The 13,055-nt window shown below is 67.4% G+C and carries 12 protein-coding genes and 1 pseudogene; 8 read left to right on the top strand and 5 right to left on the bottom strand.

What is annotated here, in order from left to right; all coding sequences use genetic code 11:
• Positions 1-102 precede the first annotated feature (102 nt).
• Genes M4D77_RS05475 through M4D77_RS05460 form a run of 4 tightly spaced genes read left to right on the top strand, consistent with a single transcriptional unit; the run spans position 103 to position 4,698 of the window.
• A complete protein-coding gene (locus tag M4D77_RS05475) occupies positions 103-1,857 on the top strand; it encodes a PEP-utilizing enzyme (protein WP_259935707.1) in 1,755 nt (584 codons plus the stop codon).
• A complete protein-coding gene (locus M4D77_RS05470; protein ID WP_259935706.1) occupies positions 1,857-2,855 on the top strand; it encodes a TIGR03619 family F420-dependent LLM class oxidoreductase in 999 nt (332 codons plus the stop codon). The genes M4D77_RS05475 and M4D77_RS05470 overlap by 1 nt, the downstream gene beginning before the upstream one ends.
• The gene (locus M4D77_RS05465) at positions 2,852-3,955 is read left to right on the top strand and encodes a zinc-binding dehydrogenase (RefSeq protein ID WP_259935705.1); all 1,104 of its coding nucleotides are present in this window, start codon (positions 2,852-2,854) and stop codon (positions 3,953-3,955) included. Before M4D77_RS05470 ends, M4D77_RS05465 begins: the two co-directional genes overlap by 4 nt.
• On the top strand, positions 3,952-4,698 hold the full coding sequence (locus M4D77_RS05460; protein WP_068972147.1) for an SDR family NAD(P)-dependent oxidoreductase: 747 nt from the start codon (positions 3,952-3,954) through the stop codon (positions 4,696-4,698). The genes M4D77_RS05465 and M4D77_RS05460 overlap by 4 nt, the downstream gene beginning before the upstream one ends.
• 212 nt (positions 4,699-4,910) lie before the next feature.
• Here M4D77_RS05460 and M4D77_RS05455 read toward each other — a convergent pair whose 3' ends face one another.
• From M4D77_RS05455 to M4D77_RS05435, 5 genes and pseudogenes are all read right to left on the bottom strand, one after another.
• Positions 4,911-5,714 (bottom strand): ThuA domain-containing protein, encoded by an 804-nt coding sequence (locus tag M4D77_RS05455; RefSeq protein WP_247450610.1) that lies wholly within the window; start codon positions 5,712-5,714, stop codon positions 4,911-4,913.
• 16 nt (positions 5,715-5,730) lie between these two features.
• Positions 5,731-7,131 (bottom strand): annotated as a pseudogene (gene lpdA / locus M4D77_RS05450) (dihydrolipoyl dehydrogenase).
• A 1-nt stretch (position 7,132) separates the two neighbouring features.
• Positions 7,133-7,894 (bottom strand): SDR family NAD(P)-dependent oxidoreductase, encoded by a 762-nt coding sequence (locus tag M4D77_RS05445; protein WP_259935704.1) that lies wholly within the window; start codon positions 7,892-7,894, stop codon positions 7,133-7,135.
• 63 nt (positions 7,895-7,957) lie between these two features.
• The gene (locus M4D77_RS05440; protein ID WP_247450614.1) at positions 7,958-8,665 is read right to left on the bottom strand and encodes a histidine phosphatase family protein; all 708 of its coding nucleotides are present in this window, start codon (positions 8,663-8,665) and stop codon (positions 7,958-7,960) included.
• A gap of 104 nt (positions 8,666-8,769) precedes the next feature.
• The gene (locus tag M4D77_RS05435) at positions 8,770-9,477 is read right to left on the bottom strand and encodes a TetR/AcrR family transcriptional regulator (protein ID WP_223259032.1); all 708 of its coding nucleotides are present in this window, start codon (positions 9,475-9,477) and stop codon (positions 8,770-8,772) included.
• Between the two features lie 90 nt (positions 9,478-9,567).
• On the opposite strand from M4D77_RS05435, the gene M4D77_RS05430 reads away from it, so the two are divergent.
• The 4 genes from M4D77_RS05430 to M4D77_RS05415 all read left to right on the top strand — a co-directional run.
• Entirely contained in the window at positions 9,568-10,437 is an 870-nt protein-coding gene (locus tag M4D77_RS05430) for a TetR/AcrR family transcriptional regulator (protein ID WP_083229472.1), read from the top strand.
• Between the two features lie 67 nt (positions 10,438-10,504).
• Entirely contained in the window at positions 10,505-11,251 is a 747-nt protein-coding gene (locus tag M4D77_RS05425) for a ThuA domain-containing protein (RefSeq protein ID WP_058252857.1), read from the top strand.
• A 110-nt stretch (positions 11,252-11,361) separates the two neighbouring features.
• Positions 11,362-11,667, top strand: a complete 306-nt coding sequence (locus M4D77_RS05420; protein ID WP_058252858.1) for a hypothetical protein — start codon at positions 11,362-11,364, stop codon at positions 11,665-11,667.
• Positions 11,664-13,055: aromatic ring-hydroxylating dioxygenase subunit alpha (locus tag M4D77_RS05415; protein ID WP_259935703.1), on the top strand; the 1,392-nt coding region annotated here is incomplete at its 3' end. The genes M4D77_RS05420 and M4D77_RS05415, both read left to right, overlap by 4 nt.

The following is a 13,055-nucleotide window of genomic DNA, read 5'->3' as shown; positions in this document are numbered from 1 at the left end:
ACCTCCAAACTGCTGAGAAATATCTCTGTACATGTTTCATCTGTCCCAGGTTTCTATAGTGTGACTTGACATACAGCCTGTCACCTCGATGAGGAGGAACACATGAGTGACGAGCAGTCCGCGGGGGCGGTCGACATCGATCGCTGGATCACCGACTGGGAGTTCAGCAGCCGATACCCGGTGTACACACGCGCCAACGCCGGCGAAGTGCTGCCCGACCCGTCGAGTGCGCTGAACGTCACGATGGTCTGGAACAAGGGCCTCAACATCGGCTGGCGCCAGGGCTACGTCGACAACCTCGGCACTCACCTTGCCGAGGAGATCGACGAGGTGATGCCCGAGATCATCGGCAACTTCGGCGGCTACCACTACACGAACTTCTCGATGACCGAGCTCAACGGCGCCCGGCTCCCGGGGCTGACCGTGCCGGTGTGGAACAGCCTGTGGGTGGGCGACCACCCCGACATCCCCGAGTACGTACCCAAGCCGGGCGACGAGAACGCCGAACTGACGGCTGGTCTCGCCGAGAAGACCGCCTGGGCTCTCACGACCGATGAGTTCCCCGAAGCCGAGGAGGCCAAGCGGCGCGCCGACCGGGCACGCGACCAGCGTCCCGATCTCGCCGCGATGAGCGATGCCGAACTCGTCGGCCACGCTCGCTCGCTGCTCCCCGACCTCATCTACTGCTACGCCTATCACCCGGTCACCACGACGCTGTCGACGATGGGTCCGGCCGTGGCCGGTCAACTCCTCGAAACCATCGGCGAGGCAGACAAACTCGGCGATCTGCTCAGCGGACTGGGCGGCGTGGACTCGGCCGCCCCGTCGTATGCGATGTGGAAGCTCGGGCGCCTCGTCGCCGGTTCGTCCGAACTGACCGGGATCTTCGACGACGGACTCGCCTCCGCCCTCGACGCGATCACCGCGAGTGACTCCGCCAACGCCGCGAGGTTCCGAGAGGAGTTCGACGACTTCCTCTACCGCTACGGCTCGCGCGCACCGAACGAATGGGACATCCGATCGGACAGCTGGGAGACCAAACCCGTGCTGGCACTGATGGCCATCAACGGGATGCGCAACAGCCCGCCGGAGGCCGATCCCGAAGCGATCCTGCGCCGCAATCAGGACAAGCGTCTCGCCCTCACCGAGGACCTCGCCGCGAAGATGCCCGACGTGGAGTCGGCCACCGCGTTCCGCAACGCGGCGAAGTCGATCACCAAGTTCATGCCGTGGCGGGAGCGCACGAAGACCGCGTGCGTGAAGATCATGGGCGAGATGCGGGCCGCCCTCTACGAACTCGGACACCGGATGGTCGGACGCGGGATCATGGACGACCATCACGACATCACGATGCTCGTCGACGACGAGCTCGATCGCTTTGTCGCCGAACCCGAGTCGTTCGCGGACACCATCAAGGAGCGACGCGAGCAGTATCTCGCCCTGTTCGATCTGCAACCGCCGTTCTTCCTGTTCGAACCGCTCCCCCTCTCGCAGTGGCCCCGGCGCACCGGGCAGCGGGTGGACCCCGCGGTGCCCGGTGACGTCCTCTCCGGAGTCGGCGGCGCCCCGGGCGTCGCCCGGGGACGTGCGCGAATCCTGCACGACCCGTACGAGGCCGAGCAGCTGGAGGAAGGCGACATCCTCGTCGCACCGCAGACCGATCCCGCCTGGACGCCGTTGTTCGTCTTCGCGGGCGGTGTCGTCGTGAATGTCGGCGCGACGATCACCCACTCGTCCATCGTGTGTCGTGAGCTCGGAATCCCATGCGCCGTATCGGTTCAGGACGCGACGGCCCGCATCCCGGACGGCGCGATGATCGAGGTCGACGGCAACACCGGGTCGGTGACGATCCTCTGATGGCGATGACTGACGGCGCCCGCGGCACGACGATCGGGCTCGCCCTCCCCCAGCTCGGCGAGCACGTCGATGCCGCGGCCGTCCGCGACTTCGCGGTGGCCGCCGAGGAACTCGGATTCACCGGACTGTGGGCGCAGGAACACCTCTTCTACTCCGAGCAGAACGCGTCGGTCTACGGTGGCCGGCACACCACGGCGGTGCACCCCGCCTACCGTTCGGTGCTCGGGGCCACCGAGCTCATGGCATTCGTCGCGTCGTGCACCCGGCGGGCGCTGATCGGGAGCAGCATCCTGGTTGCCGGGTACCACCGTCCGGTCGAGCTCGCACAGCGTCTGGCCACTCTCGACGTGCTCTCCGGCGGACGTCTCGTCGCCGGGCTGGGCGTCGGCTGGTCCGACGAAGAACATCGACTCATGGACGTCGACCCCCGGACGCGCGGGCGCCGGATGGACGAACTCGTCCGCGCCGTCCAGGCGTGCTGGGGACCGGATCCCGTCGAGTTCGACGGGGAGTTCTTTACCATCCCGACCTCCACCGTGCGGCCGAAGCCGGTCCAGACACCACATCCGCCGCTGCTGTCCGGGCTGCGGTCGGAACGCGGTCTCGCCCGCACCGCGGCACTGTTCGACATCTGGAATCCCAGCAGCGGCACAGCCGAGGCCCTGCAAGCCCAGCTCGACGGGATGGCCGCGCAGCGTCCCGCCGGACGGGCCCCGGTCCGGCTGTTCCTGCGGTCCTACCTCCAGCGCCCCACCGACCCGGTGGGATCCGGCGGACAGGGCATCGACGGTGTGGCCGCCGATATCGCCACCGCGAAGGCGGTCGGTGCGGAACACTTCATCATCGAATGCAATTTCTCCGACGACATCCGGTCGCCGGAGGACTGGGCCACCATGCCCGAGCGGCTGGCGCCGCTGATCCAACTCGTGCGCGACGACAGCTCCGCGGTGCCCGACTCGTCGGGCGCCACCCGGCCCCAGAAGGAGAACGCATCATGAAAGCTGCTGTCTGGGAGGGCAGTACACCGACACTCGCCGTCGAGGAGATCCCGCGGCCGACGCCCCGTCGTGGCGAGATCCTGCTCAAGGTCACCGCGTGCGGGGTCTGTCACACCGACCTGCATGTACTGAAGTCCGAGGTGAACTTCCCCGCTCCCGCGGTCCTCGGCCACGAGGTCTCCGGCGTGGTCGAGGAACTCGGCGACGGCGTCGACACCCTCGCGGTGGGCGATCGGGTCGTGTGCAGCTTCATCATGCCGTGCGGCGAGTGTCGCCACTGCGCGCGCGGACTGGACGATCTGTGCGAGAAGTTCTTCGCCCACAACCGGCTCAACGGCACGCTCTACGACGGCGAGACCCGGTTGGCCCGCGCCGACGGCACCCCGCTGGCGATGTACTCGATGGGCGGACTCGCCGAGTACTGCGTCGTCCCCGCGTCGGACGCCTTCGTCGTCCCCGACGGGGTCGGACTGGGTGAGGTCTCCATCCTCGGCTGCAGTTCGTTCACCGCGCTCGGCGCCGTGACCAACGCCGAGCTGCGGCTGGCCGACCGCATCGCCGTCGTGGCGGCCGGCGGCGTGGGATCGTCGATAGTCCAATTCGCGGCAGCGGCCGGAGTCGCCCAGATCATCGCGATCGACGTCAACGACGACAAGCTCAAGGCGGTGGCGGAACTCGGTGCGACTCATACCGTGAACTCGCGCGACACCGACGTCGTCGCCGAGGTACGGGCACTGACCGACGGCCACGGCGTCGACGTCGCCTTCGAGGCCCTCGGGCACCCGAGCACCTTCGCGACCGCGCTGGACATCCTCGACGACGGGGGCCGCGCCGTGGTCGTCGGGATCGCGCCGGCCGGCACGCCCGGTGAGCTCGACCTGGCCCGTCTCGTGCGCCGCAGCCTGCAGATCCGCGGTTCCTATGGCGCGAAGGCACGACGTGACATGCCGGCGCTGCTGCGCATGGTCGCCGGCGGGATCGTGGAGCCAGAACGTGTGATCACCCGCCGCTACCGCCTCGACGAGGTCGACGAGGCCTACCAGGCCCTCGCCCGCGGCGAGATCGTCGGCCGGGCGATCATCGAGATGGACTCCGAATGACCGACACCGTGTCCGGCACCGTCGCCATCGTGACCGGTGCCGGCTCGGGCATCGGCCGTGCGGTGACCGAGCTCTTGGTCGGTCGCGGGAGTTCGGTTGTCGCGGTCGACAACTCGCCTGCGGTTCTGGACGAGCTCGCGGACCGGCCGCGGATCGTCCCGCTCGTGGGGGATGTGACGTCGGCCGACGACAACCGGCGCGCGGTCGAGACGGCGGAACAGCGCTTCGGCCGGCTCGACGCGTTGATCCTCAATGCCGGGGTGCCCGCTTCCGGGTCCATCGAGACCCTGGACCTCGACGTCTTCGACCGATCCCTCGATGTCAACCTCCGGTCGGTGGTTCTCGGTGTGCGCGAGGCGATCCCCGCCTTCCGGCGATCCGGGGGCGGTGCGGTGGTGGTGACGGCGTCGGCGACGGCCCTGGGCGGCGAACCCAACCGCTGGCCGTACGCCGCGGCGAAGGCCGGCGCGGTCAACCTCGCCCGGTCACTGGCCCTCGACCTCGCCGTCGACGGCATCCGGGTCAACTCAGTCTGTCCCGGCCCCATCGAGACCGGGATGACTCGACGCATCGCGGTCAACACCCCCGAACGCTACGAGTCCCTGCGTCGGATGGTTCCACTGCAACGCTGGGGCACGGCCGACGAGGTCGCCGAGGTGATCGCGTTCCTCGCCTCGCCGCTGGCCTCGTTCGTCATCACCGGTGCCATCCTCAGCGTCGACGGTGGGACCGCGTCCTACTGAGTTACGCCCCTCTGCAACCTGGCGACAGCCCGTCTGCCACCGCTCCTCGCACCTCAGGGAGCAAGGGTTGTGGCGTTCTCTCGGATTAGGGCGCATGGGGCCTCTGTTCGCTGAATCGATAGAAACACAGGAGGTCGGGCCCGCGACCGGCAGACTTCAACTCGACCGATGGACTCCGATCGAGGTCCAGGAGTCGAGTTGAAGTCTGCCGGTCACGAAACGGGGCATCGGGGAACGCTCTGACCCTCAGAACGTCCCGCGAACCGCCCAGTCCACGCACCGGCCGAGGATGGTCCGGTACTCCGGCACCTCCCAGCTCCCCCGGTCGACCCGTCCGAGATCGTCGATACCCAGGTCTTGGACATCGAACCGGCCGCGGCAGTGCCCGAGCGTGAAGTAGCAGACGGTTCCGGCGTCATGCTGCTTGAGGTAGAGGACCGGCAACGGATCGTCGGAGGTGTTGTGCCCTCGGCGAAACCGGTCGACTCGCCGACGAACCGCGTGTGGGCGAGAACCTCTATCGGCTCGAACAATTCGCTCACGTAGAGCTCGTCGACGGCGTAGAAGGCCTCGACACCTGCCACGAGCGGATGATCGGGCGCGGCGATCTCGACCCGGTACGGCGCGATCGGCGGATGCCCGAGGAACTGACTGCCGACGAGCTGCGGCAGCACGCCCATGGTGCGTGGGGTGACGTACTTGCTCGGCGACCCCGGTGGCGTCGGCTCGATCGCGGAGTTGGTGGCGTGCAACGCGAGCCATCGACCGCCGCGTGCGAGGAACTCCGTGAGCGACCGCTGCGCGGCCTCGTCCGGAATCCGGTTGCACGTGTAGGTGATCAGCAGATCCGCGTCGTCGATGGCCGGGATCGCACCCGCGTAGTCGTCGAAGACTCGCGTTCGCACCACTTCGTGATCGGCCAGCAGCGTGAGGATCTGCAGTCTCGCGTAGTCGAAGTCGTGCCATTGCCCACCGCAGATGACTACCGCGTCGAGGCGGCCGGCGGGTCCGGACATGTCGCTCCTCGAGATCTCAGGCGTGTGCGTGCAGGGGTTTGCCCGCCAGCGCGAGGTGGGCTTCGCCGAGCGCCTCGGCCAGGGTCGGATGCGCGTGCACCAGGTTCGCGACGTCGTCGGCGGTCGCCTCCCAGTTGTAGATCAGCTGTGCCTCACCGATGAGCTCACCGACCCGATCACCGACGAGATGGATTCCCACGACGGGTCCGTCGGACCCGGCACGGACAATCTTCACCCCACCCGACGTCTGGAGGATGCGGCTCTTGCCGTTGCCACCCAGGTCGTAGATGGCGGTGGTGACGTCACCGTGCCGTTAGACGGCCTCGGCCTCGGTCAGCCCGATCGAAGCAACCTCGGGGTGGGAGTAGGTGACGCGGGGAATCCCACTGTCCGCGACCGGCACACAATCGAGGCCGGCCAGTTGCTCCGCCACGAAGATCCCGTTCGCGAACCCGCGATGGGCGAGCTGCGGTCCCGGCACGATGTCGCCGACCGCGTAAACGCCCGCCACAGTGGTCTGCAGCGCATCGTCGACCTCGACGAACCCGTGGTCGAGTCGGATGCCCGCCTCCTCGAGCCCGAGACCGGACGTCCGCGGACCACGCCCTACCGCCACCAGCAGGATGTCGGCGTGCAACGGTTCCGACTCGCCGGCGAGATCGACGGTGACCCCGGCATCGGTCACGCGCGCGGCGGACAGCATGGCCCCGGTTCGAATCGTGATGCCGCGCTTGCGGAACGCTCGGGTCAACTGCTTCGACGACCACTCGTCCTCAGTCGGGACCAGTCGTGGTGCCGCCTCCACGATGGTGACCTCGACGCCGAGCGACGCCCACAGACTGGCGAACTCGCAACCGATCACACCGCCGCCCAGGACGATCGCCGACCTCGGGATCGAATCCAGCTCCAGCGCACGGTCGCTGGTCATGATCGGACCGCCGATGTCGATGCCCGGCAGGGTCCGCGACTGCGATCCGGTGGCAAGGACAAGGGCCTCACCCCGGTGCCGAGAGGTCCCCCCGTCCGCGAGATCGACCGCGACCGTTCGGTCCCCGACGACGCGGCCGTGACCACGCACCACGCGAATCGCCCGCGAGGCGATCAGTCCCTCGAGGCCGCGGTACAGACCGTCGACGACCTTCTGCTTGTACGCATGCACCGCGGTGATGTCGACACCGTCGAGCGAAGCCTTGATTCCGAAATCGGCCGCAGAGCGCACGGAGTCGACGATCTCCGCGGCATGCAGCAGCGCCTTGGTGGGGATACAACCGTTGTGCAGGCAGGTACCGCCGAGCTTGCCGGACTCCACCAGGACGACCGACATGCCGAGCTGCGCGGCGCGCAGGGCACACGAGTATCCGCCCGAACCGCCGCCGAGGACGACGACGTCGGCGGTCTCGGTGGAGTCCGCGCTCATCTCAGAAGTCGAATCGGTTGGTGAAGCCGCCGTCGACGACCAGGTTGGTGCCCGTGATGTGACCGGCGGCGGGCGACGCCAGGAAGGTCACCGCGTTGGCGACATCTTGGGCGGCGGCCAGCTTGCCCAGTGCGGCGGACGACAGCGCCGCGTCATAGAGTTGCGGGCGCTGCTCCTTGATGGTGTCCCAGGGTCCGCCTTCGAAGTAGACCGGACCGGGCGACACCGCGTTGACGCGAATCCCCTTGGCTCCCGAACCACGTGCCTGCGCCGAGGAGTGCTGCAACACGGCGGCTTTGAGCGCGCCATAGCTGTTGGCGGTGGTGATCGGGCCGGCCTCGATGGCCGATGTCGTACTGATAGTGACGACCGACGCGGCCGAGCTCTTCTCCAGATGCGGTGTCGCCGCCTCGATGAAGCCGACCAGGCTCATCAGATCGACGTTGAAGCTGTTCTCCCAGGCCTCGCGCCCCTTACCGGTCATCGCCGATGCGTTCACGATGACGATGTCGACCCCGCCGAGCGCCTCGGCCGCGTCGTCGACGAAGGACGTGACCGCGGTGGAGTCGCCGACGTCGACGGACTTCCAGAACACCGTGCCGGACTCCGACAGTTCGTCGGCGACGGTCTTGAGTTGGGCTTCGCCACGGGCGCAGATGCCCACGGACGCCCCCTCGGCAAGGAGGGTCTTGGCGATGGCGAGGCCGATGCCCTTGCTCGCACCGCTGATGAGGGCGCGCTTTCCGGTGAGGTCGAGATCCATGTCGGGTCCTTCTTCTTTCGGTCGTGCTGGCGGTTCGGGGCTGGTTGTTCTGGCGGGGTCGGACTAGAGGTTCATCGCGCCGACGGAGGTCTGGAAGTCGAGCACGTGTGTGAAGTCGTTGACGGACTGCACCGCACGGCGGGTGTCCGCACCGCGCAACACGTTGACCGACGTGTGGTGAACGCGGACCGGCATGTCGAAACCGCTTCCGAGCGCGTCGGCGAGCACGGCATTGATCACCCCGCTGTGGCAGGTGACCACCACGCGCTCGCCGAGGTGCGCGTCGACGATCCGGCCGATCTCGCCGAGCACTCGCGCGCGGAAGGCCCCCGGGTCCTCCGCGTACGGGAACGGTTCGTAGCTGCGGGTCCTGATGTGTTCGCGGAAGATCCGGGATATCTCGTCGTGCGGAAGGGTCTCGAACGGCGATTCGTCGGCAGGGAAGGACTGCCACGGCTCGTACTCGGTCAGGGTGTCGCGGACGATCGGTTCCAGACCGTGATGGGCGGCAATGGCCCGGCCGGTGTCGAGGGCCCGGCGCAGCGGCGAACTGTAGACGGCATCGACGGTGTGGGTGGCGAGCCGGTCGGCCACGGCGCGCACCTGTCGCTGCCCGAGGTCGGACAGAGGCGGATCGACGGTCTCGGCTGCGCTGAGCTCCTTGCTCAGCGCCTGCTCGCCGTGGCGGATGAGCACGAGTTCGCACAGTCCGGCCAGCGGCGCGAACGGGTTGTCGAGGTCGATCGAGCGCGCGCGGGTCTGGTTGGGCACGGCTCCAGTGAACCACAAACTAGTTTCTCTATAAAGATACTATCGCGAACCGCCTGTTCAGATGCACGATCAGACGTCGAAGCTATAGGTTCGAGGGTGTCACATCACACGCTGGCGATGTCGGCGGCGAGCTCACGCACCTCGTCGGAGAAGCGCCGGCGCCCCAGGTTCGCGAGGACGACGTCCTCGGTGAGCCACGACGACGCGGACACCTCGAGGAGGCTGGACAGTGCCGTTGCCGCAGCGGCCTGCTTGGCCTTGGACGTGATGCGGTCCCGCACCCGCAACTCGGCGGAGAAGATCGCGAGCATCTCCAGACGCACCTCCCGGCGCAGCGCCTCGATCGACAGACTCCATCCGGGCGACCGCACGAAGTAGACCAGCGACGCCGCCCGGTGGGCGTCGGTCCACTCGAGAACCGAGATGATCACGTCGCCGAGCGAGGCGTCGGGATCGGCGTCGATCTCCGTGCGCAGTTGGGTGAGCATCTGCTCGGCGAAGATCCGCAGTCCGCCGAGGAGTACCTCCTCCTTGGAGGGATAGTGGTAATACACTGCCGCCGAGGTCATCTGCGCCTCAGCGGCGATGTCGGCGACGGTGACGTCCTCGATCGACCGCATCGAGTACAGGTGCATCGCCGCCTCGACGACGACGTCGCGTCGAGACGGCCGGTGCGCGGCCCGCTTCGCGCCGCTGCCGCCACTCGGAGCGCTCGCCGACGCGCGCCCGGCGTTGCGTCGGCCGGAAGTGCTTCGTCCTGAGGGATTCTTGCCCGCCATGCGATAGATCATGACAGCATCGGGGGCTGCCACGGGCTGTGCCATCCTGATGGCACGCCGTGAACGGAACCGGGAGGTCTGCGCCACGGCGGATCGGGACGGGGAGCACGGCGAGGAGGACGTATGGCGAGATCGAGGCGAGACAACGCCCGGCCGGCCGACGGCATGTCGGAGTCGGACGCCGACTGGCTCGGCTGGGATTCGACCCCGGCTGCCGACGACATCGCACTGGCGGCCGCGGATCCGGGGGCGGGCACCGGCCCACAGGAGGACGTCGATCCCGACGCCGCACCCGACATCTCGCCGGTGGAACACGAGGCCGGCGCCGAGGGCGCACCGCCGGACTCACCGGTCCAGAACGGGTCGGGCGCCGGCAATGGCACGACCGCGCACCGTCCGTCGCGGCGGCATCTCATCGTGAAGGCCGCGGTTCGGGTGTTCTCGCGAAAGGGGTTCGCGGAGGCCTCCATCCAGGAGATCGCCACCGAGGCGGGAATGGTCCCGACCGCGGTCTACTATCACTTCGCCAGCAAAGAGGAGCTCTTCGAGAGCGCACTCGGCTATGCGATGGACGCGAGTTCGGCCGCGGCGCAGTCGGCTCGACCGGACGATGTGTCCGCGAGCGCGGACTCGTTCAAGGACGTCGTCGCCGCGGTCTGGGACTGGACCGCCGAGCACCCCAATTCCGCCCGCATGCTGTTCCTGCAGATGGCCGGCGGCGCGACCCCCGGGACCCGGCTGCTGACGAAGGAGTACGAGGAACGGCACATCCGACGTGCGTTCGACTACTTCCCGGCCGGTGAGGACCCGCCCAACCGGCGTGCGGCCACCGCACAGCACGCGGCGCGCACCCTCCGGGTCCGGACGATGATCGCGATGACCATCGCCATCCAACCCCTGCGTATCGAGGGTGGGCCGCTGTCGGACATCCCGGTCCCCAGTCTGCGCACCGCGACGACCGACGTCTGCACCAAGATGATCGAAGGCCGCTGACCCGAGCCGAGCCCGTCGAGTAACTTTAATTCCGAAACAGTTACTCCGATGCAGGTTGGACTCGATCATGCGCATCCTCGCGATCACCGGCGGCCACTCCTTCGACCGAGCCGCCTTCGCCGATCTCCTCGACGCCCTTCCCGGTGAGGTCACCTGGCGCGAACATCCCGACGCCGCGATCGGGCCCGACGACCTCGCCGACCACGACGTGTCCCTTCACTACGACATGCCGGGCACCCTGCCCGAACCGTACGACCCGCCGGAGTCGTTGCGGGACTGTCTGCGCGCGGCCCGCGAGACGGGGCACGGATACGTCGTCCTGCATCATGCGATCGCGAGCTGGGCCAACTGGGACGAGTGGTCGGAGTTCGTCGGCGGCCGCTACCTGTACCAGCCCGGAACCGTGCGCGGGGCACCGCGCCCCGACTCCGGCTATCGGCATGCGGTGGAGCAACGGATCACCATCGAGGACAGCACCCACCCGGTGACCGCGGACCTGCCGGCACATCTCGACCTCGTCGACGAGACCTATCTCTGCGAGGTGTTCGAGGACTCCGTGACGCCGTTGCTGCGGACGAACGCACCGATGACCGACGACGTGCACTTCTCCACCGCACTGGCCATGTCCGGGCGGCGGGATGAACGGGAGGGGTGGCAGCACGCCGAGGGATCGTCGCTGGTCGGCTGGTGTCGCACCAACGGTGCATCCCGCCTGGTCTACCTCCAGCCCGGCGACACCGCGGCCACTCTCGCCCACCCGGACTATCGGTCCCTGATCGCCAACTCGCTCCGGTGGGCAGCCCGTTCCATCTGAACTTTTTTTACAGCGAATACAGTTCGATGTGTTGCCGCTCACTCTAGGTGCTACAGTTAGTGAATAAACTGCCAAGTAAGAGGCGCGCCAGCCCCACCGAGGAGAACCCGATGCGTCAGATCCAGCATCCGATGAGTCGAGCCATCTACGAATTCGACGAGGACTTCAACGTCCTCGTGACCACCAAGGACGGCAAGACCGGCACCTTCGACCCCGAAGGCCGGTATCTGCACGGCGAAGTGAAATCCGTTGACCCGGAGATGGCCCGCTGGGTCGGTCTCGGTCCGCGCGAGCCCGTCCCCATCACCCAGAACCGTCGCTTCATGGGCGCTGCCAAGCTCCTGGAGAAGATGCAGGCGGACCGACTCGCCGACGAAGCCCGCAGCAATCGCCTGGCCGAAGGAGGCAAATTGTGACCGAGATCGACACACGCACCCCCGGATCGTCGGCATCCGACGACGAGCAGGCCGACTACGTCGCCAGCTACCAGCGACTGCTCGACACCGACACCCACCCGGTCCCGCAGGTCCTGCGGGAGGAGACCCACGACCTCTACGAGGATCAGAACTTCATCCCGGTCACGCGGTACATCAGCCGCAAGTATCACGAGCTCGAGCGAGATCGTATGTGGTACAAGGTCTGGCAGATGGCGTGTCGTGAAGAGGAGATCCCCGAGCCCGGCGACACGCACATCTACGAGATCTGCGACAAGTCGATCCTCGTCGTGCGCGGCAAGGACATGTCCATCCGCGCGTTCTACAACTCGTGCCTGCACCGCGGCCGGATGCTCCGCGAGGAGAGCGGTCCCGCGGGCAACGACCTGCGTTGTCCGTTCCACGGCTTCTGCTGGAACCTGGACGGATCGCTGAAATCCATGACGTGCGAATGGGATTTCCCCCACGTCGACAAGGATGCAATGAACCTTCCGCAGGTCAAGGTCGACACCTGGGGCGGCTTCGTCTTCATCAACATGGACCCGCAGTCGGAGTCGCTTGCCAGCTTCCTCGGCGACCTGGGCAAGCACTTCGAGGCCTGGCCGCTGGAGGATCGCTACATCCAGGCGCACGTCGCGAAGGTCATCGACGCGAACTGGAAGATCGCCCAGGAGGCGTTCTCGGAGGCCTTCCACGTCATCACCACCCACCCGCAACGTGTTGTGGGAACGGGGGATTCGAACAGCCAGTACGACTCGTGGGGCAACTTCAACCGCGGGATCACCGCCAACGGCGTGCCCAGCCCGCACATCAAGTTCACACCGAGCGAGCAGGAGATGTTCGACTCGATGGTGGATGCGCGCATCGACGAGGACCCGATGGTCACCCTGCCCGACGGTGTCACCGCGCGCGAGATGTCCGGCCTGCTCGCCCGCGAGGGGCTCCGCGAGGTCATCGGTGATGTGAAGGCGGACAACATGTCCGACGCCGAGTCACTCGACAGCATCTACTACACGGTGTTCCCGAACTTCCATCCGTGGGGTGCTTACCAGCGCATCGTCTACCGGTTCCGGCCGAACGGCGACGACCACAACACGTCGATCATGGACGTCTACCTGCTGGCGCCGTTCACCGGGCCGCGTCCGCCGGCCGCGAAGGTGCAGTGGCTGACGCCCGAACAGACCTGGATCGACGCCACGGTCCTCGGCAGCTCGGCCCGCGTGTTCGACCAGGACGCGTACAACATGCCGAAGGTGCACCGCGGCCTGAAGACCACCACCCAGAAGTACCTGCCGATGGCGGCGTACCAGGAACTCAAGATCCGCCACATGCACCACCTGCTCGCGAAGTGGGTGGGCGAGGAAGTCGAC

Source organism: Gordonia sp. p3-SID1431, from assembly GCF_025143765.1.
Lineage (GTDB): Bacteria > Actinomycetota > Actinomycetes > Mycobacteriales > Mycobacteriaceae > Gordonia > Gordonia hongkongensis.
The sequence above is the reverse complement of the archived record's forward strand: the minus strand, read 5'-3'. Positions and strand labels throughout refer to the sequence as shown.